Annotated in this window: 21 protein-coding genes; 11 read left to right on the top strand and 10 right to left on the bottom strand. The window is 44.4% G+C overall.

The window, feature by feature from the left end:
- Positions 1-30 precede the first annotated feature (30 nt).
- The gene (gene dksA / locus LGT40_RS13170; protein WP_226074220.1) at positions 31-453 is read right to left on the bottom strand and encodes an RNA polymerase-binding protein DksA; all 423 of its coding nucleotides are present in this window, start codon (positions 451-453) and stop codon (positions 31-33) included.
- Positions 454-563: 110 nt separating this feature from the next.
- On the opposite strand from dksA, the gene LGT40_RS13165 reads away from it, so the two are divergent.
- Genes LGT40_RS13165 through LGT40_RS13155 form a run of 3 tightly spaced genes read left to right on the top strand, consistent with a single transcriptional unit; the run spans position 564 to position 3,132 of the window.
- Entirely contained in the window at positions 564-1,331 is a 768-nt protein-coding gene (locus tag LGT40_RS13165; RefSeq protein ID WP_226074222.1) for an HAD family hydrolase, read from the top strand.
- Positions 1,315-2,502 carry a pyridoxal phosphate-dependent aminotransferase gene (locus LGT40_RS13160; RefSeq protein ID WP_226074224.1) on the top strand — a complete coding sequence of 396 codons (1,188 nt, stop codon included), beginning with the start codon at positions 1,315-1,317 and terminating at the stop codon, positions 2,500-2,502. Before LGT40_RS13165 ends, LGT40_RS13160 begins: the two co-directional genes overlap by 17 nt.
- 15 nt (positions 2,503-2,517) lie before the next feature.
- Positions 2,518-3,132, top strand: a complete 615-nt coding sequence (locus tag LGT40_RS13155) for a class I SAM-dependent methyltransferase (RefSeq protein ID WP_226074226.1) — start codon at positions 2,518-2,520, stop codon at positions 3,130-3,132.
- Positions 3,133-3,186: 54 nt separating this feature from the next.
- Here the strand turns inward: LGT40_RS13155 and mdoH are convergent, their stop codons facing one another.
- Together mdoH and LGT40_RS13145 are read right to left on the bottom strand one after the other, a co-directional pair.
- Positions 3,187-5,331 carry a glucans biosynthesis glucosyltransferase MdoH gene (gene mdoH / locus LGT40_RS13150; protein WP_226074227.1) on the bottom strand — a complete coding sequence of 715 codons (2,145 nt, stop codon included), beginning with the start codon at positions 5,329-5,331 and terminating at the stop codon, positions 3,187-3,189.
- Entirely contained in the window at positions 5,328-6,911 is a 1,584-nt protein-coding gene (locus LGT40_RS13145; RefSeq protein ID WP_226074230.1) for a glucan biosynthesis protein G, read from the bottom strand. The genes mdoH and LGT40_RS13145 overlap by 4 nt, the downstream gene beginning before the upstream one ends.
- Positions 6,912-7,112: 201 nt before the next feature.
- On the opposite strand from LGT40_RS13145, the gene LGT40_RS13140 reads away from it, so the two are divergent.
- The 3 genes from LGT40_RS13140 (at position 7,113) to LGT40_RS13130 (ending at position 10,476) form a co-directional block, all read left to right on the top strand.
- Positions 7,113-7,316 (top strand): (2Fe-2S)-binding protein, encoded by a 204-nt coding sequence (locus LGT40_RS13140; protein ID WP_226074232.1) that lies wholly within the window; start codon positions 7,113-7,115, stop codon positions 7,314-7,316.
- Positions 7,317-7,503: 187 nt separating this feature from the next.
- Positions 7,504-9,690 carry a TonB-dependent receptor gene (locus LGT40_RS13135; protein WP_226074241.1) on the top strand — a complete coding sequence of 729 codons (2,187 nt, stop codon included), beginning with the start codon at positions 7,504-7,506 and terminating at the stop codon, positions 9,688-9,690.
- A 102-nt stretch (positions 9,691-9,792) separates the two neighbouring features.
- Positions 9,793-10,476 carry a Fe2+-dependent dioxygenase gene (locus LGT40_RS13130; RefSeq protein WP_226074250.1) on the top strand — a complete coding sequence of 228 codons (684 nt, stop codon included), beginning with the start codon at positions 9,793-9,795 and terminating at the stop codon, positions 10,474-10,476.
- On the opposite strand, the gene cysZ is transcribed toward LGT40_RS13130, so the two are convergent.
- Genes cysZ through queF form a run of 3 tightly spaced genes read right to left on the bottom strand, consistent with a single transcriptional unit; the run spans position 10,473 to position 12,910 of the window.
- Complete coding sequence (gene cysZ, locus LGT40_RS13125) at positions 10,473-11,228, bottom strand: sulfate transporter CysZ (protein ID WP_226074252.1); 756 nt, start codon at positions 11,226-11,228, stop codon at positions 10,473-10,475. The genes LGT40_RS13130 and cysZ overlap by 4 nt on opposite strands.
- A gap of 11 nt (positions 11,229-11,239) precedes the next feature.
- Positions 11,240-12,517, bottom strand: a complete 1,278-nt coding sequence (locus LGT40_RS13120; RefSeq protein WP_226074254.1) for an FGGY-family carbohydrate kinase — start codon at positions 12,515-12,517, stop codon at positions 11,240-11,242.
- A gap of 3 nt (positions 12,518-12,520) precedes the next feature.
- A complete protein-coding gene (gene queF / locus LGT40_RS13115) occupies positions 12,521-12,910 on the bottom strand; it encodes a preQ(1) synthase (RefSeq protein ID WP_014707089.1) in 390 nt (129 codons plus the stop codon).
- A 59-nt stretch (positions 12,911-12,969) separates the two neighbouring features.
- Between queF and LGT40_RS13110 the strand changes: the two genes are divergently transcribed.
- The 5 genes from LGT40_RS13110 to yjgA are packed head-to-tail and all read left to right on the top strand — an operon-like array spanning position 12,970 to position 17,705.
- On the top strand, positions 12,970-13,719 hold the full coding sequence (locus tag LGT40_RS13110) for a cell division protein ZipA (protein ID WP_226074256.1): 750 nt from the start codon (positions 12,970-12,972) through the stop codon (positions 13,717-13,719).
- Positions 13,703-15,715 (top strand): NAD-dependent DNA ligase LigA, encoded by a 2,013-nt coding sequence (gene ligA, locus LGT40_RS13105; protein ID WP_226074258.1) that lies wholly within the window; start codon positions 13,703-13,705, stop codon positions 15,713-15,715. Before LGT40_RS13110 ends, ligA begins: the two co-directional genes overlap by 17 nt.
- Positions 15,716-16,762, top strand: coding sequence for an anthranilate phosphoribosyltransferase (locus tag LGT40_RS13100; protein ID WP_226074259.1), 1,047 nt, complete (start codon positions 15,716-15,718; stop codon positions 16,760-16,762).
- A complete protein-coding gene (locus LGT40_RS13095; RefSeq protein WP_226074263.1) occupies positions 16,759-17,175 on the top strand; it encodes a secondary thiamine-phosphate synthase enzyme YjbQ in 417 nt (138 codons plus the stop codon). The genes LGT40_RS13100 and LGT40_RS13095 overlap by 4 nt, the downstream gene beginning before the upstream one ends.
- 2 nt (positions 17,176-17,177) lie before the next feature.
- Positions 17,178-17,705, top strand: coding sequence for a ribosome biogenesis factor YjgA (gene yjgA / locus LGT40_RS13090; RefSeq protein WP_226074270.1), 528 nt, complete (start codon positions 17,178-17,180; stop codon positions 17,703-17,705).
- Here yjgA and LGT40_RS13085 read toward each other — a convergent pair.
- The 4 genes from LGT40_RS13085 to LGT40_RS13070 form a co-directional block, all read right to left on the bottom strand.
- Positions 17,702-19,054 (bottom strand): ATP-binding protein, encoded by a 1,353-nt coding sequence (locus tag LGT40_RS13085; protein WP_226074272.1) that lies wholly within the window; start codon positions 19,052-19,054, stop codon positions 17,702-17,704. The genes yjgA and LGT40_RS13085 overlap by 4 nt on opposite strands.
- Complete coding sequence (locus LGT40_RS13080; RefSeq protein ID WP_226074273.1) at positions 19,047-19,724, bottom strand: response regulator transcription factor; 678 nt, start codon at positions 19,722-19,724, stop codon at positions 19,047-19,049. Before LGT40_RS13080 ends, LGT40_RS13085 begins: the two co-directional genes overlap by 8 nt.
- A 2-nt stretch (positions 19,725-19,726) precedes the next feature.
- Positions 19,727-20,017 (bottom strand): PepSY domain-containing protein, encoded by a 291-nt coding sequence (locus LGT40_RS13075; protein WP_226074275.1) that lies wholly within the window; start codon positions 20,015-20,017, stop codon positions 19,727-19,729.
- 70 nt (positions 20,018-20,087) lie between these two features.
- Positions 20,088-20,438, bottom strand: a complete 351-nt coding sequence (locus LGT40_RS13070) for a c-type cytochrome (RefSeq protein ID WP_226074277.1) — start codon at positions 20,436-20,438, stop codon at positions 20,088-20,090.
- Positions 20,439-20,441 lie beyond the last annotated feature (3 nt).

Genomic DNA, 20,441 nt, shown 5'->3' with positions numbered 1-20,441 from the left:
ATGCAAGTATGAGGTGAGTCGTAGATGAAATCAGGCGCGGTTTTTCTCGCGGATTTCATCCAATGTTTTGCAATCAATACATAGTGTTGCTGTTGGACGAGCTTCCAAGCGGCGAATGCCAATGTCTACGCCACATGATTCGCAGAAACCGTAATCACCTTTGTCCATATCGATCAGTGATTCTTCGATTTTCTTGATGAGTTTACGTTCACGATCACGTGTACGTAATTCCAAAGTAAATTCTTCTTCCTGAGTCGCACGATCATTAGGATCGGGGAAGTTTGCTGCTTCGTCCTGCATATGGTGAACAGTGCGGTCAACTTCTTCCATAAGTTGAGAACGCCACTTTTCGAGAATACCTCGAAAATGTTTTACCATATCTTTGCTCATGTATTCTTCATCACTACCCGGTTGATACGGGGTGAAACTGACATCATCTTGGTTCGGGTCCATATTGGCAAACCTCATACTTTCTAAAAACAAGGGCGCATCTATACCAGAAGCTTCAGGCATGTGCAAAATAATTGAGCTATTTTAACCCATTTTTAAAAATTAAAAGACTAATGAATCAATTAAAAGCCGTTATATTCGACGTGGATGGGACTCTCGCAGCAACCGAACGTGATGGGCACCGTATTGCTTTCAATCGCGCATTCGCTGAGGCGGGTTTGGATTGGCATTGGGATGATCAACTTTATGGCAAATTATTAGCCATAACCGGCGGGCGAGAACGGATCCAGTACTATCTTGAAAACTTTCATTTACAGTGTGGTTTTGCTGGTGATCACAGTGACATGGTTTCCAAGTTACATACAGCTAAAAACCGGCATTACATTGAGATATTAGAGACACAAAGCATACCGCTCCGTCTTGGCGTAAAACGCTTGCTCAGTGAAATCAGGGAGTCAGGCGTCCGCTTGGCTATCGCTACCACTTCCGTGCCAGACAATGTGATGACATTGATTAAAACAACGTTAGGTGAGGCGGCGCTCGACTGGTTTGAATGTATTGCTGCTGGGGATGTTGTGCCCAGCAAAAAACCATCACCGGATATTTATCACTATTGCCTGCAGCAATTACAACTTAACCCATCCCAGTGTCTTGCTGTCGAAGATTCTGCCAATGGTTTATCCGCAGCTTATCGTGCCGGAATAGCGACCTTAGTCACCATCAATGCCTATACTGCTGAAGAAGATTTCGATCAGGCGATATGTGTGGTGGATCATTTAGGTGAACCGGGGATACCCACAAAAGTTCTCGCCGGTTCATCGATCAACAATCATTATATTACGTTGCAATCATTACAGGATTTACATGCCCAAATTAATTGATGTCACCCAGCGCGCTCAGGGTATTAAACCCTTTCAGGTGATGGATATTTTATCTCAGGGTAAGATACTGCAAGCGCAGGGCAGAGACATTATTCATCTGGAAATAGGTGAACCGGATTTCCTGACGCCCCAACCGATTATTGATGCCGCAGTTGCTTCTTTAAATAATGGCGATACCTTTTATACCCCATCATTGGGCCTGATGGCGTTACGAGAAAAAATTGCCGGGTGGTATTACCAGCAATACGGCCTGTCTATCTCACCATGCCGGATTGTTATTACGCCGGGTGCTTCCGGTGCATTACTTCTGGTTATGGGGGCATTGTTAGAAGCGGGTAAACATTTATTGATGACCGATCCGGGCTATCCCTGTAATCGGCATTTTGCCCGGTTTGTTGAAGCCTCGGCTGTTTCTGTTCCAGTGGGGGCTGAAACGGCCTATCAATTGTCTCCTGAGCATATTGAGAAATACTGGAATCAGGACACCCAAATGGCCTTAGTTGCCTCGCCATCTAACCCAACTGGTACCATTATCGATAAAAATGGCTTAAAAGCTCTCTCAGCCGCGATTAAGAGCAAACAAGGAATATTAGTGGTTGATGAGATTTACCATGGATTAAATTACGACGGCATACATTTGCCGACCATCCTCGAAGTAGATGATGATGCCATTGTGATCAACAGCTTTTCCAAATTTTTTGGGATGACAGGTTGGCGGCTTGGCTGGTCAGTGGTTCCTGAAAGTCTTGAACCTGTCATGGATCGTCTGGCGCAAAATTTATTTCTCGCGGCACCGACAACCGCACAATATGCCGCCTTGACGGCATTTGATCGCGACAGCATGGAAATCCTGGAACAGCGCCGCCAAGTGTTTGAACAACGGCGTGACATTTTACTACCGGCCCTGCAATCTATTGGATTCTCAATTCCGGTGAAACCTCAGGGGGCATTTTATTTATATGCTGACTGCAGCAGATTTTTAAATGAACGTATTACTGATGGCTTGGCACTATCACAATATTTGCTCAAAGAAGCAGGCGTTGCTATCACGCCTGGCAATGATTTTGGTGTACATTTAGCCGATCAGCATGTGCGGTTTGCTTACACCACTGATCAGGAACGGCTGCTTCAGGCTGTTGAACGCATTCAGTCAGTACTAAACAAATTTTAGTGTGATAATTAATTCATGAAACCGCAACAAGTCGCTGATAGTTATAATCAAATAGCATCTAAATGGATTGATGAAAGTTTTAATCGTAACAATGGCATTCAACAACATGAAAAGGCAATTGCTTTTGTAGCAAATAAATCCCATGCCCTGGACATTGGCTGTGGTGCCAGTGGTCGCATAATTGAATTATTAATAAACCGTGGTTTTGATGTTGCGGGGTTGGATCTCTCAGAAAAGATGCTCGAGTTTGCCCGTAAACGACATCCAAACATTACCTTTTATCATGCCGATATTTGTCAATGGCAGTTTCCTCAGCAATACGATTTTATTTCAGCCTGGGATAGCATTTGGCATTTGCCACTGAATCAACAAAAAACTGTTTTGACCAAGTTGATTCAGGCTTTAACCCCTGAAGGTGTGCTGATTTTTTCCACTGGTGCTATGGATGAACCTTCGGAAAAAACAGATAATGCAATGGGCCCGCCTATGTATTACAGTGTTTTGGGGATCCCTGAAACATTAAAAGTGATAGATCAGTCAGGCGCAGTATGTCGACATCTTGAATACGATCAATTTCCTCAATTACATCTTTACCTAATAGTGCAAAAGCTCAATAAATTATCGGATTAAATTCAAATACTCAGCCAGCAACCAATGTACTGGCTGAGTTGTAGCAGTGTTTTTTTATCGAAAATGTTTTTCCAGACTTTTTAATTGTTGCAAACAATCCCGCTGATTTAAAAATGCTAATGATTCTGCAGGTTCAAGCCAGGATTCAAGTTGTTGCATACTATTGGCATGTTTTACCTTCCATTCTGCCAGTATCCGTGGAGGATGAAATTCCGGCGGATTGCCTGAGTTATCAGGTAATTGTGCAATATGCCAGTCGCACAGCTCTGGATCACGCAACAAACGAATGAAAGCATGTTGGTAAGGCTGGTGAGTCAGTTGAGAAAGTTGTTGCTCCAATCCTACCAAAATGGGAGCAGGACGCCTTTCCTCTGGGGCCCGAAGCAAACCCAGCCATTTAATCAGTTTGGTGCGCCGGGTACCGCCGCTTAGCCAGGATAAGGGGATCGATAACATTAATCCCCCGGTAATGGGCAATAACCAATAAAACAATTCTTTACTGAGCAGTAATGAAATGGTGGCGAGAATAATACCAAATAAAGTATGCCCAGCATGCGCTCTTGCCACAGCTGCCCAGCTTAAGGCGCCATCATCACGAGATTGAGGCATCCAGCCACTATCTTTACCCCGGAAAATACTCACCACGACGCCAAACTGATGCACCATTAAAATTGGTGCATACAAAGCTGACATGATCATCTCGGTCAGGGTGCTTAATGTTAGTAGTATGGGTCCACCAAATTTCATGCATCTGGGGATATTAATTAACGCGGCAAACCAGCCAAATATTTTCGGTGCAATGACAATGGCCATCGAGACAAAAAACAAGGTCAGCGCACGTTCCGAGTCAAATACCGGCCAGGTCGGAAATAGTGAAGGATTGGCAAAATATTCAGGCCGCACATAGCGAGCTTGAACAGCTATGGCTAAACCGACCACGATTAACGACAGCCAGAAAACGGCGCTCAGATAAGACATTAATCCTGAAAAAATATGCAAGCGGGTAGGCAAAACAAAACCTTGAGCAAACATAAACGGGGTATGTTGCAGATTGCCCTGACACCAGCGCCGATCACGAATCATGACATCAATTAATGATGGAGGCGATTCTTCAAATGTGGCCTGTATGTCGGTATCAAATCTGACGCCCCAACCTGCACGTCGCAGCAATGCCGCTTCAATAAAGTCATGGCTTAATACATGTCCACCAAAAGGTGGTTTACCTGGCAAAATGGGCAGATGCGAGGATTCGGCAAAAGCACGGGTTCGGATAATGGCGTTATGGCCCCAAAAATTCGACGACAAGCCATGCCAGGCAGATAAACCTTCGGCATAAATAGGACCAAAGCAATGATTGGCGAATTGCTGTAATCGACCATACAGCGTATTGGCTCTGACAATGGTTGGTAAGGTCTGAATAAGCCCGACTCCGGGTGAAGCTGCCATTCTACGGGATAACGTCAGCATACAATCAGCACTCATAACGCTGTCGGCATCTAATACAATCATAGCCTCATAGGCTGCGCCCCAACGCTTCACCCAATCACCAATATTACCGGCTTTGCGTTCGTGATTATTTTGTCGTCGGCGATAATAGACCGGACAACCACTAACATCCTTATTCACTAAATCAAAAAATGCTTGCTCTTCAGCAATCCAGGCATCTGCCTTGTTAGTGTCACTGAGAATAAAAAAAGCGTACTTACCGGGAGCCTTCTCCAGCAAATCATCTCGCATTACCTTCAGTGCAGCCCTGATACGATGGGGATCTTCGTTATAGATAGGCAGTAGAATCGCCGTGATGAAGTCGGCTTCTTTTTCAGGCTGTTTAATCAGTCGTGGTTTGAGGTGGAGTAAAAAACCCAACAACGCCTGAGCAAAGGCAAAAGAAACCCATAAAAAGTTGATGCTAAACAGAATCAAAAACAACCATTGCAGGTAGGTAACATTGTTGGTGGTGCTTAATACACCATAGATTTCTGTAATACCGTAGTAGGATAATCCCAGCATCACTGTCAGAACAAACAAGCGGGATATCAACGTTCTTAATATATAAAAAAATGTCCGTTGATTATGCCGCATGGACAAACCCTGCTCATACACGCCATGTCGAGGCATGGAGAGCGGGGCCTCCTCGGGGAGTGCACGTTCGTATGTGACGTTGTTGTCAGTATTATCAACCACTAAATCTAGACTCATAGATAATTATTCCAATCCCTGTTTAGCCATCTGTAAAGCCAGGTGGGTGCTGCGTATTTATTATCTTTATTTAACTGTACGCGTATTTCAGCGACATCGGCATCTTCGGGATCAAAAGTGATAATGACTCTCGCTCCATTGATATAGGGATGCGGTTCGATTCGTCGTTCAATGATTTTTCCTTGGTTGATATGCGCGACTACGTCAATTTGTTCAATATCATTACTATCAATGTTGCTGTAATCAATAATAATTTCTTTATTGCCATCAAATAATTTAAGCCCGCTGGTACTACGCACAATCCGCGGTTTGGATTCACTTGCCGGAACATCGTCCGGTGATGTCAGCTTGTAGGCATATTCAAATGCTTCGCCTTTTTTTAACCCGTCAGCAGGTTTCCAGTAAGCTACGATATTGTCATTTTCTTCTGAATCTGAGGGAATCTCCACCAGCTCAACCTGACCTTTACCCCAATCACCAACCGGTTGTATCCAGGCGGATGGTCGTTGGTGATAGTTGGCCTCAAGATCCTGATAATAGGCAAAGTCACGCTGCCGTTGAATCAAACCAAAGCCTTTTGGATTTTCATCCATAAACGCACTAATCTGTAACGTTTGTGGATTGTTTAATGGACGCCATAAGCGTTCACCTTTGCCGTTACGCATCTGCAGGCCTTCTGAGTCATGTACAGCAGGGCGATAATCAAGCCGATCTGGCCTATCCATACCGCCGTACATAAACATCGATGTCAATGGCGCCAGTCCAACATGTTTAATATCGGTACGAGGAAACAAAACGGCATTTACGTCAATGGTGCTGGGTGAGCCGGGATGAATCCCAAAACGGTATGCACCCGCGACACTTTTACTATCCAGCAAAGCATGTACCACGATAGCATCCTGGCTGGAGGAGGGACGTTCAATCCAGAATCGTTTAAAAACAGGGAATTCTTCGCCTTTGGGTTGTGCAACATCAATTGCTAAGCCCCGAGCAGAAATTCCGTAAAGCTGGCCTTTAGACACCACACGAAAATAACTCGCACCCTGAAAAACAATAAACTCATCCTGATAGTTTTCATTGTTTAATGGATAGTGCAGTCGAAGCCCCGCATATTTACCCACTTCTACTAATTTTTGACCAATGGCCTCATTTGGCACCTTAAACGAAGTTTCAGATAATTCCAGCGGGAATGATTTGCCGCTCTCCACGACATCGATATCAATTAAATCCTTATATAAAAAACCTGGCGCAAATAATTGCACAGAAAATTTTGTCGGCGTGCCACCCCAGATGGCTGCATTTTCCTGAAAGTTGATTTGACGATAGGTGGAATAGTCGAGCTTTTTTAATTCTTCTGGTGCATTGGCAGGTTCTTTGAAAGGCTGCTCTGCAAGCTGTCGAGCTAGTTCAATAACCGTATCCCGAGAAAACTCAGTACCTTCAGAAGGCTTATCCCCATTGGTTTCTGCGAATGTGGTTTGTATAAATAATGTAAAAAAAACAGTGCTTAAAAAAACTAAAAAAGTTTTTAAAGAGATTGATAACTCGATTTTTTGATGTAGAGAATGATTACTCAACATGCGGTTAAATCCTTATTGCGGTATTAAAACAGGATAATATTCGGGAAGGTTCTGTCGAACTGGGCAAGAGATATTATTCACAAAAGTTACAGAATGAAGCTACAACCTCAATAACTTGAGTTAATCCTATCTGACGCTGTTTAATATGCTAAACCAAAGCTGAAATTTCTTCTCAAAATTTATTATCGCCAGGTAAAGATCATGGACAAAAACAATAACATCGACGAAAGAGCCAATGAAGTGATCTGTGATTGCAGTGGTACCACCCGCGGTAAAATCATCAGCCTGGTTGAGCAGGGTATCGTTGATAGCGACACAATTTCTCGTAAAACAGGCGCAATTTCAGGTTGTGGGTCTTGTGATTACCAAATTGAATCTTTGCTTGATGAGATCGTTTTTAAATAATTTCTGCAAGCAGATTCTTCTATAACCCGCATTTTCTGTTAATTTCTCTTCTGCGTTTCTTCTGAATCATTACTTTGATGTGGAAAAATCACAGCCTAGTAATGAAAAGTTCTTGACACCTTAATGAGAACTATTATTATTCGCCTTTACATTTCTTTACAATAGCGACTTTCAGAAGGATAACACCATGGCAACAGGCATTCGCAGAACGCGAAATTTTAAACTCAAACCAATTGTATCTGCGATTACTCTCGCATTCGGCTCCGCTGCCTATGCTGAAGAATCTGTGAATTTGCCCAGAGTTGAAGTTCAAGCTCAAGAAGAAGGTGCTTATAAAATCGACAAATCGGCAAATCGTAAATTTACTGCTGATTTAATCGATATGCCTAAATCGGTTACCGTGATCTCGGAACAAGTTATACAGGACAGTGGTTCACAAACCTTCTCAGAAGCATTGCGTATGACGCCGGGTATTACCTTGGGTGGCGGCGAAGGTGGCATCGCCATTGGTGATCGTCCGTTTATTCGTGGTTTTGATGCCTTTGCCTCTATTTATGTCGATGGGGTTCGTGATATTGGTTCACAAACCCGTGAAATTTTTGCAATTGAGCAAATGGAAATTCTTAAAGGTCCAAGTGGGGCGTTTGATGGTCGTGGTTCTGCCGGCGGCAGTATCAATTTAGTGACTAAACAGGCGAGAGAAGGCGATTTTCTGTCGGGCTCTGTCGGTTTTGGCACAGATAGTTATCGGCGTGCAACCATTGATGGCAATACGATGTTAGGTGATAACGCCGCCTTCCGTATGGTGGGTATGGTGCATGATGCTGATGTTGCCGGTCGTGATGAAGTCGAAGTTAAAAGATGGGGCATGATGCCATCGCTGACATTGGGTTTGAATTCTCCAACCAGTGCAACGGTAAGTTGGTATCACCTGGAAACTGACGACACACCTGATTGGGGTTTGCCATATATCCAGGATGCTGATGGTTTACCGCAAGGTTCACCTGTAGGCAATGAAGACAAGTGGTATGGGGTAAATGGTCGTGATTTTATGGAAACAGAGTCTGATATTGCGACTCTTACCATTAGTCATGACTTCAATGAACGCGTCAGACTGACCAATACCACGCGTTATGGACTCACAACCAATGAATATTTTGTTCAACGGCCTAATGTGAGCAGTGCACAGTTTGCCTCCGGTCTTATTAATAGAGCGAACACACGCGACAGGGGTAACCGGACAGAAACTATTACTAACTTAACCGATCTGTCACTGGCCTTTGATACAGGTTTCATCAAACACACGCTCAATACAGGGTTTGAGATAAGCCGTGAAGAAAACCGTAATCGTGGTTTTAATGGTGGTGGAATAATTGGTGGTAATCTGACTTCCATTGATGACCCAGATAACGATGTTGCATACAACCCTGTTTTACGTGATAACTTTGCTGGAACCGAAGCGGAAACCGTTAACCGTTCTGTATATGTCTTTGACACCATGGAGCTAAGTGAGAAGTGGTTGTTAAATGCGGGTATTCGTTATGATGATTATCAAACGGAATATGATCGCAGTAATTCTACTACTGGCGCACCAATTGAAACTCTGGAAAATGATAAGGATTTCTTCAACTATCAGCTTGGATTAGTATACAAAATCCAGCCTGATTTAAATGTGTATGCTGCTTATGCGACATCTTCATCTCCAGTTGGCCTATCGTTGGGTGATTTTGAGTACGCCGGTGGTCAATTGGTGTCTGAAACAGAAGATTTGGATCCTGAAAGAAGTAAAACTTTTGAAATTGGGACCAAGTGGAATGTAATGGAAAATCTGGAGTTAACGGCTGCAGTATTTCATACACGTAAAACGAATGCGCGGGTAACCACGGGCAATACTATTTCTAATGCCGGTGAGGCCGAAGTAAATGGTTTTGAGTTAAGTTTTGCCGGCCAGATTACTGACCGCTGGAATGTATTTGGTGGCTATACTTATCTGGATGCCAAGCAAACTAAAGAGGGTACTGATCCTGATCTTAATCAGTTTGGGGCTGCCGGAACGGAAGGCAAACAATTACCGGGCGTTGCCAGACAGAGTGCAAGTATCTGGTCAACTTATCGGGTTCTGGATGACCTGACTTTGGGTGGCGGTGCATTCTTTATGGATAAAGTCTATGCAAACCCAGGCAATACCGGCCACATTCCGTCTTATGTGCGTTGGGATGCAATGGCAAAATATGACATTAACCAAAATCTCGACTTACAGCTGAATATACAAAACCTTACTGATGAACGTTATTTCAGTGCGACTTATTTCCGTCACTATGCTGTCATGGCGCCAGGTCGTTCAGCATTTTTGACATTGAACTTTAATTATTAAAAACTTCGATGGCATCTAGCTGCCAGTATAATTTCGTTATAGTCTCTGTGAGTTTCGATTCACAGAGACTATTTCGTTTTAAAGAATAAAAAGGTTATCCAGATGTTATTGAGCATTGCTGATGTATTAACCAAAGCCCAGGTCAAAGAATGTCGAAAACTTCTGGATAAAGCAGAATGGGTAGATGGTAACGTGACCTCTGGCCATCAGTCGGCACTGGCAAAAAATAATATGCAATTACCTGAGGATAGCGCCGTTGCCAGGCAAATCGGTGATTTCATTCAAGATGCATTAGGTGCCAGTTCATTATTCATGTCCGCGGCCTTACCGTTAAAAGTTTTCCCCCCATTATTTAATCACTATGCCGGAGGACAGGAGTTCCAAACGCATGTAGATAACGCTATTCGTGTATTACGGGGTACCAACTTTCGGATACGCAGTGATTTGTCTGCAACTTTATTCTTTTCAGAGCCTGAAGAATACGATGGTGGGGTACTCACGATAGAGGATACATATGGTAACCAACAGGTAAAACTTTCAGCCGGATCAATGGTGTTATATCCTTCGAGCAGTCTGCATCACGTCACACCGGTGACACGAGGCGCACGGATAAGCTCATTTTTTTGGATACAAAGTATGGTACGGGATGATGCACAGCGTGCGTTGCTTTTCCAATTGGACCAGTCTATTCAAACCTTAACCCAGCAATTGGGTGGCAAAGATCCGCAAGTCATCAGTCTCGCCGGGACTTATCACAATTTATTACGCATGTGGGCGGATAGTTAATTGGTAATTGGCGGTACTGTCAGGTTTTGTAAGCGTCCGACATACAGAGCTGTCGCACCAGCTACAGCAACTGGAATAATCAGAAAATTCAAGATGGGAATCATCGTCGCGCCCAGAGTGGTCATGCCAAAGCCTAACGCCAATGGCCGTCTGGTTCTCAGCAGTTCGCGCTGTTGTTTGAATCCCATTAAATGATTTCCCAGCGGATAGTCATGATAGTCCAGCGCCAAAGTCCAACTGGAAAAAAACAGCCAAAGTAGCGGGGCGATGAGGTTCAGGCCCGGGATCCAGGACAGAATAAATAACGGAATCATCCATTTCAGCAAATAAGCCAGTTTGCGTAATTCATTAAAGATCATTCTTGGCGTATCGGCGATCAATTGCCAAAACGTCTGTTCAGGTGGAGCTTGGTTTGAAAGGCGTTTCTCCACGGCTTCAGCCAATAATCCATTGAATGGTGCGGCCACAATGTTGGCAAGAATGGAAAAGGTAAAAAACACAATTAACACAATTAAAATGGCAAACAAAGGCCAGAGGATCCACATCAATGCATTGGATAACCACTCTGGTAACCAGGTAGGGGTTAACTGCACCATCCAATAATCAAATTGACTGATACCAAACCAGATTGCACCAGCAAACAGCAGGGTATTTATTAAAATAGGTATAAAGGCAAACCGACGTACGCCAGGTTGATTGATGAGTTTGAAGCCACTGAGTAAATAACGCGCGCCTTGGATAAAATCACCCATTTTTCAATCCTTTATTGGAATAATGTAAGTCCATCTTTAGCCAGTAATGCACTACCGTAAGCGGCATCGGTATGATTAGTTGCTTCAAAAGGAACCTGCAAAAGAGATTGGCGAATCTGGCTCCATACCGTATTTCGGGAACCGCCACCAACTGTTCGGATAGATTGTAATTTTGTCTTACTTCGTATTTCTAAACAATCGTATCCGGCTTTCTCGATACGCGCGATTCCCATGAGTATGCCATGTAAAAACAACTGATCTTCAGCTGGCCGAGGTGTCAGTCGAGGTGGATGGTTTACATCTGCAATTGGAAAACGCTCACCAGGTTTTAGCAACGGATAAAAATCAGGTGGTACCGCATTTAAATCAATTTTCTGGCTTAATGTGATTAACTGCTCATCAGTAAAAAAATGTCTTAACACTGTGCCACCGGTATTAGACGCTCCACCGCAAAGCCAATGTTTTCCCAGTTTATGGCTGTAAATACCCCTTTGTGCATCATAAACAGGGTGTTGGCATAGCAACTTCAACACCAGGGTCGAGCCCAGAGATGTCACCCCATCACCTATTTTATTTGCACCTGTGGCTATAAATGCTGCAAGACTATCTGTTGTACCGGCTTTGATCTTTGGTGGCGTGTCTTGTGTCAGTCGCAGTTTTTGCATTGCGGTCTTTGAGAGTTTGCCAATAATGGCGCCTGGCGCAACCACTTCGGGCAATACAGCCAATGCTGTTAAACAAGACAGCCAATCCGGCCAGCGATGGTTGATGACATCAAAGCCCGATTTCAAGGCATTGTTGTAATCAGTTACACCGGGTCTGGCGCCTAATTGGATCGCTAACCAATCGGCTTGATGCAATAAATGATATTTGGCCGGTAGTACCCGCGTTGACTGGAAATAGAGCAGTTTTGCCAAACCACTGCTGGCACTCAACGTTGCTGAATCGCTGGGGGCAATGCTGGTGATTGTTTCACTTTCTTGGGTAGCGCGAGCATCGTTATACATCAGCATTTCACTTAACGGCTTTGCTTGTGAATCACACAGCATTACTGAGCCTGAGGTGGCATCAATACAAATAGCGTCAATCAAAAATTCGGGAAGCTGATTTAACAGATCGCTTAACGCATCAAACAGGATTTGAGCCTGTTCTGATGGAGAAGGGTAGGATTGTGAAGAGCGTGGAATAACCTGTTCAGTTTGGGCGATAACATGACCGGAATCATTAATCGCGCAAACCCGGCACCCAGAGGTGCCGAAATCGATGCCAATCCATGCGCTGTTGCGCATAGTTTAAGGAAGATGAACGGGAGTGGGGGCAACCCAACCTTCTTTACGGTATTCAGCCACCACATTTGTGTAAACACCACCTCGAACGTTGAAAATGCCCGTTACGCGCATAAATCGTGGTTCAGTTGCAGCTACCAGATCGGTGAGAATTTGATTGGTCAGTTTTTCATGAAAACCGCCTTCTTCCCGGTAAGACCAGAAATACAGTTTCAGAGATTTCAGTTCTACGCATTTCAAATCCGGTACATAATCAATCTTAATCGTGGCAAAATCCGGCTGACCGGTTTTCGGACACAGGCAAGTAAATTCAGGTGTTTCGATGTGGATGGTATAATCCCGCTCCGGTACTGCGTTATCGAAGGTTTCCAGTTGTTTGCTTGGTAGCGTAGACATAGGTAATCTCTAAGTGTGAACAAAACCGTTATTATCCCTGAGTTGGCAGATTTAATTAAGTGTTTGAAATCATTCTCCTGTCTGTAGTTGTTTTAGTGGCGCTGGTTATCGGTGGCTGGTATACCCATTCGCGGCAGCAACAGCGTGCCCAGGAATTTGAGCGTGAGCTGGATCGGTTTGATGAAACTGATAATAGTGATTTTCATGCGCGATTTGACTCAGTATTTGCGCAAGACACGGTGGATTTATCAGATAATGTGAAAGTTCGTTTAGATTCCGATGAAAAAGTCATTGATGATGATTTTGATGAAATCGAAATTGACGAAGAATTTGATGATGCCGAAGTAGATGAAGCCCCCGATTGGGAAATGGTCGTAGCATTAACCATCATGGCCCCTGAATCACAAATGTTTACCGGTCGTGCTATTAAATCAGCGTTGGATCAGCAGGAAATGCATTTTGGCGATATGCAGATCTATCATCGTTATACGGTGAATAACCGCCGCCAGACACTATTCAGTATTGCCAATATTCTTGATCCAGGTACGTTATTACCGGACCAGCTGATTTCAATGAAAACTCCCGGTCTGCTTATGTTCGCTCGTCTTCCAGGGCCTGTAAATGGCTTAACAGTGTTTGATTCTATGCTTGATACCGCGCAACAACTCACAGCCTATCTGGGGGGCATCCTCTGTGATGAAAAACGTGAACCGATTACTGAGAAACATTTGGAAGCAATTCGCAACCGGATTTTCGAATTAAACTTATCTCTGCAGGCAGGCAATAAAACTGATGACGGTTTCAACTGAAATCATTGATCGAGCAGCGCAGCTTCGGGACTTAATTAACCGTTACAATTTTCTCTACTACAGCGAGGATGATCCGGAAGTTACCGACGCCGAATATGATCGTTTGTTTGCTGAATTAAAACAGTTGGAAACCGATTATCCTGAACTGGTTACGCCGGATTCTCCGACACAACGGGTAGGGTCTGCACCATTAGATAAGTTCAAGCAGATTACGCATGCAATGCCAATGTTATCGCTGGATAATGTGTTTGATGAAGCTGAGTTGATGGCGTTTAATCAGCGGGTTTTGGATCGCCTGAATAGCAATGCTGTGATTACCTATGCTGCCGAACCGAAACTGGATGGTCTGGCCATCAGTATTCGTTATGAAAATGGATTGTTGGTTCAGGCCGCTACCCGTGGTGATGGAGCTGTGGGTGAGGATGTCACTGAAAATGTGCGAACGATTCGAAATATTCCACTGAAACTTCACGGCAACAATATCCCCCAGGTAGTTGAAATCCGTGGTGAAATTTATATGCCAAAAGCGGGTTTCGAAAAGCTGAATCAACAGCGCCTGGCCAACAATGAAAAGTTATTTGTCAATCCACGAAATGCCGCTGCCGGTTCGTTAAGACAGCTGGACTCTTCTGTTACAGCCAGTCGTCCTTTGGCATTATTTTGCTACGGGCTGGGTGAAATTCAGGGCATGGAACGTCCATCCAGTCATACTGAAGCCATGCAAATCATTAGCGAATGGGGTGGTGCTGTCTGTCCCGATACCAAACAACTTCATGGCGTTGATGCCTGTTTGGCTTATTTACATGAGCTTGGTGAACGGCGGGCCAGTCTTTCATATGATATTGATGGGGTGGTATTTAAAGTCGATGACAGTCGTTTGCAGGAACGTTTAGGATTTGTTTCACGAGCACCGCGTTGGGCCATCGCTTATAAGTTTCCCGCGCAGGAAGAAACTACTCAGGTTGTTGATATCGAAATTCAGGTGGGGCGTACCGGAGCATTAACGCCTGTCGCGCGATTGCAACCGGTTTTTGTTGGCGGCGTCACGGTCAGTAATGCCACCTTGCACAATGAAGATGAAATTCGGCGTAAAGATGTTCGGGTGGGTGACACAGTAGTGATTCGCCGTGCTGGGGATGTGATTCCAGAAGTAGTGCAGGTGGTGAAAGAAAAGCGTCCTGCCAATACCGCGGAATTTGTTATGCCAACGCATTGTCCTGTATGCGGAGCAGAAGTTGAGCGTGTTGAGGGCGAAGCCGTTGCCCGTTGCAGTGGCGGTTTATTTTGTGGTGCCCAGCGTAAGGAAGCCATTAAGCATTTTGCTTCTCGCAAAGCGCTGGATATTGATGGGTTAGGCGATAAACTGGTTGAGCAACTGGTTGATGCAGAATTGATTAAAGATCCAGCCGATTTGTTTTATCTGACCAAAGCACAGTTTTCTGGACTGGAGCGGATGGGGGATAAATCAGCTGAAAATCTGGTGAATGCATTAGAACATGCCAAAAATACCCGTTTTGCCCGTTTTTTATATGCATTAGGTATCCGTGAAGTTGGTGAAGCGACGGCTCGTTCACTGGCGCTGCATTTTGTTGAACTGGATAAATTAATCCACGCCAAAGAAGATGAGTTGATCGAAATTGAGGATGTGGGACCGGTCGTTGCCCATCATATTTATACGTTTTTTCAGCAAACGCATAATCTGGATGTGATTCAGCGGTTATTGGAGGCAGGGGTTAACTGGCCGGAAGAAAAACCGGTTTATGCTGACTCGGAATTGGCTGGTAAAACTATTGTTCTGACAGGCACGCTAGAAAATCTTTCTCGTAGTGAAGCTAAAGAAAAATTATTGGCGTTGGGTGCCAAAGTGGCTGGTAGCGTTTCCGCTAAAACGGATTTCGTTGTGGCTGGTAGAGATGCCGGTTCCAAGCTGAATAAAGCCCAATCGCTTGGCATTGATGTGGTCGATGAAGCGACCCTAATACAGTGGATTAATTAAATGAGTGCAGTTGCTGATGCCATCAAAAAAGTCGCCACCGGCCCTCATCTGAGTAAAGATCTCAGTTTGGAGGAAAGTCGGGAAGCGATGCGGGAGATCCTGTCTGGTCAGGTTGATCCGGTACGTATGGCCGTTTTGCTGATTGCATTACGAATGAAACGTGAGACGGACGAGGAAAACCTTGGATTGCTGTTAGCTATTCAGGAAGTGACGGGCCAACAAGAACTTGCAGTTGATAATGTCATGCTGTTGTCGGATCCGTTTAACGGATTCAGTCGTCATTGTCCAATTGCAGCATTTTTACCAGCTGTCATGGCAGCCTGTGGATTGCCAGCGTTATCGCAAGGTGTATATGAAATGGCACCGAAATTTGGTGTCACCCATGCACAGGTTCTCGAAGCGGCAGGAGTGAATATTCGGTTGGATGTTGCTGAGGCCGTTACACAATTAAATAATCATGATATTGGTTGGGCTTATTTGGATCAGGCTATTGCCACACCCAGTTTGTTTGCCTTACAGGATTTACGTCGGTTGATGATTAAACGGCCAAGTCTGGCAACACTGGAAAAAATGGTTATGCCGGTTAAAGCTAAAAATACCCATCTGCAAATCGGCTTTGTCCATAAAGCCTATCCTGCTGTACTTGCTTATCTTGCAAGGCAAAGTGGATTTGATAGTGCGCTGATTATACGAGGTCTGGAAGGTGGGATTGTGCCAACCTTACGAGAAATATCAGATAACTTTTTATTGATCGATGGCGCTTTAAAACCTTGCTCTCTGGATCCGAAAGCATTCGGTATTGATCAGCAGACTCGTGGTGTGCTGCCTGATGCGGAGCAGTTGACTGCCGCCGAATCGGCTCAACGTGGCCTGGCCGCCATGCAAGGTGAAAAAGGTGTGGCTTATGATTTATTGGTCTATGGCGCAGCAATGGCTTTATGGCATTGTGGTCTGCTACAGGATCAAATGGCCGCCGGTGATAAGGTAAGAGAAGCTTTAGATTCAGGTAAAGTCTTTGCTGCTTTTGAAAAAGGTAAAACACAATGATATTGCAACAGCAATTACAATTTGAAATGAAAGGCCGTAGCACCGTTAATATCTGTGATGAAGTAGCAAAAATTGTCAGTGCTTCCGGTATCACCACCGGTACCTGTCATGTTTTTGTTCAACATACCAGCGCGTCATTGATGATTTGCGAAAATGCCGATCCTGATGTCAGGCGGGATCTCGAAACTTATATGCAGCATATCGTCCCGGATGGAGATGCCATGTTTTTGCATCAGGATGAAGGTCCGGATGATATGAGCGCGCATATCCGCACGGTTCTGACGAATCCTGATTTGGTTGTCCCCGTAAGCAATGGCAAATGTGCCCTGGGTATCTGGCAGGGGATCTATTTATGGGAGCATCGCACTCATCGCCAGCAGCGTCGTGTGATCGTGACAGTACAAGGTGAATAATAATGAATGATGAGTATGAACAAGAACACCTTGATGAGGAGTTTGACTGGTCGACGATTCCCAAGAGCAAATCGCGTATTAAACGTGAACTCGATGCACTGAAGAAATTAGGTCAGGACTTAATAGAACTCTCGAGAAAAGATTTGTTAAAGCTTGAGTTAGATGAAGAGCTTACAGAAGCGGTTTTAAAAGCCCAAACGATGAGCAAGGGTGCTTTGAAGCGGCAAACCGGTTATATCGGTGGGATGATTGCACGTTTGGATCATGAAGAGATTCAGCAGAAACTCGATCAGCTTAAGCAACCCCGCCAGGTTCAAACCGAGCAATTTCATCAATTGGAAAGCTGGCGTGATCGTTTAGTGGGTGAAGACGATAGTGTTATGGCCGAGTTGCGTAACGAGTTTGAAGATTTTGATACCCAGCATGTGAGACAGTTAGTTCGCAACGCCAAACAGGAAGCAGCCAAACAACAGCCTCCTAAATCAGCACGTTTGTTGTTTAAATATCTGCAACAGCTGCAACAAAATTAATGATCAATCAATTCGATCAGGAAGCAGGCACCACCAAGATAGCTTTGCTGTACACTGATTTTGCCTTGATATGCTTCAACGATGTCACTGGCGATCGCCAGCCCTAATCCCTGGCCTTCAATCTGTGTGTCCATGCGTTTGCCGCGCTTGATAATATCAGCACTGGCATGCGCCGGAACGCCTGGGCCATCATCTTCAATACGCACGAGAATCCGGCGATTTTGCTGCCGTAATACGATATTCACCCGTTTATCACAGTATTTGAAGGCATTTTCCAACAGGTTGCCAAGCAATTCATACATATCACCTTCATCGGCATGCAGCATGGCATCGCGTTCTATTTCACACTGGGTATGGATGTTTTTACTTTGGTAAACCTTCTTTAATGAATTCATCAGTTTATTAATTATTTCGCCAATTGAGACAGGCGCGAGCAGGTTACTTTTTCCTTCTGTGGCTGCGCGTTGTAACTGATAATCGACTAGCGCATTAATACGATCCAGCTGCTCCTCTCCAGTCAATTTACAGGCCACTACATCATCACAGCCTTCCAGCTCAGAGCGAAGCAAGGCTAACGGTGTTTTCAGACTATGAGCCAAATCAGCCAAAGAATTTTTATAGCGTTGTCTGCGAGATTGTTCGTGATCTAACAAGTTATTGATATTGCGGGTAAGTTGTTGCAGCTCACTTGGATAATCATCACCCAGACGCTGTTGCTTGCCTGCTTCGATAGCGTGTAAATCAGCCGCAGCTTTATGTAGCGGCTGCAAGCTCCAACGCAGGATTAACCATTGCGCGATAAGCAACATCAATCCGGTACCCCCCAGCCAATACCAGAGATTTAACTGAAATTCATCAATTTGTGCTTCCAGCATATGCTGGTCCTCAGACACATTGATGGTGTAATCAAAATGCTCACCATCATCATTCTCCCAAACGATGCCAAAGGCCAGGTTCTGTAATTTCATGCCGTTATCAAGATTGATTTGACTGTATAACTGTTCTGACGGGCCAGGATGATAAGGAAGAGCCAGGAACAATCCAATCGCAGATGGAGATTGCCAGACAATGTTATTACCACTGGTGATTTGTGCATATAAACCGGAATTAGGGATGGCAAACTTGGGCTCAGCAAGATTATCCTGCATATGTAATTTGCCATCATGACTGATTTCAGCTGCAGTGAGGAGGGTATAAACATAGTTCAGTAAACGTTGTTTTTGCGCTGTTTCGGCACTGCCGGCAAAAGCATTAAATAAACTGAATGCAGATATGCCCAAAAAGGCAGTTAAAACTAACGTGACAGCAATCAGCTGTCGATTGGTCAATGACAAATTGAGTTTATTCACGAGGTAAAGTCAGTCGATAACCGCGACCACGTAAGGTTTCAATTGGCGTGAGCGTTTTATCTGGATCCAGTTTATTACGCAATCTTTTGACAAATACTTCAATGACATTGCTGTCACGATCCTGGTCCTGTTCATAAATATGATCAGTCAGCTCAGTTTTAGAGATAACTTCTCCGGCATGCAGCATCAGATAATGCAATATACGGTATTCAAATGCCGTTAATTCGACGGTGACGCCATCAACAGCGACTTGTTGCGACGAGGGATTTAAATCAATCGGACCACAACGCATTGTGGCGTGTGACCATCCCGCCGCACGACGGGAAAGTGCATTTAAACGTGCCAACAACTCTTCAAAATGAAACGGTTTGACCAGATAATCATCTGCTCCAGCCTCTAAACCTTCTACTTTATCCTGCCAGCGACCTCGTGCAGTTAGTATGAGGATAGGGAAAGTGATATTTTTTTCGCGTAACTGTTTGATAACCTCAATGCCGGAGAGTTTGGGCAGGCCCAAATCAATTACCGCAACATCATATGGATATTCTGAACCCAGAAATAAACCTTCCTCACCATCGCCACTCATGTCTACGGTCAGTTGTTGGTTACGGAGATGCTGTCCGATTTGTTCACGCAGATGAGGTTCATCTTCAATTAATAGAACACGCATAGTTATTGCATTTGATATCCGGTTTCCCGATCCAGTCGGTAAGTTTTTACCTTACCATCAAGATGCAACACTTTGACACGGAAAATTGTATGGTTTTGATATTGTTCCTGATCTACTGATAAAACACGACCTCCGGTTTCAACTTGCGCTAATTCAGCAGCTGTTTTTTTCGTCAGCGGTAAGTCGATATCGTTAATACTGGTTCCCGCTTCCGCTTCGGGCGGTAAGTGATCGGTATAACCAGTTAAAGGTAAAGTCAGCATCACAAGGAGCAGATACCAGGAAAATTTCATGTAATAACCTTAGTTTTAGTGTGCTTGTTACAGATGAATAATAGCAAACTGATTGCAGAGCGTGAATGCATTATTTTGGTCCCTGTTGTGGCATAACCGGCCCAATTGCATTGTCAGCTCGAGCACGTAAATAGTTATATAGTTGTTCTCGTGCATTCATTACTTTTGGATTATCCTGAAAGCCTGGCATCACACCATTCCGTCCAGTTTTGCCTTTTATCAGCACTTTCATAAATTCGTTTTTGGACGTCTCGGTTAGACTTTTAGCTAAGTTTGGCCCTGCCAGACCTTGCGCGAAAATGCCATGACAACGAGCACACCAATTTCGGTAGGTTAAATAGCCACGGTAAGTTTGGGCGTCCAGTTTATTGCCTTCAGTTACGCTGTATGACGCCTGGGCCTGAACGGGACCGAGCCACATAGT

This window comes from Methylophaga pinxianii, assembly GCF_020447225.1.
GTDB classification, from domain to species: Bacteria; Pseudomonadota; Gammaproteobacteria; order Nitrosococcales; family Methylophagaceae; genus Methylophaga; species Methylophaga pinxianii.
Note: the sequence above shows the minus strand (reverse complement) of the source record. Positions and strands in the feature narration are given on the sequence as shown.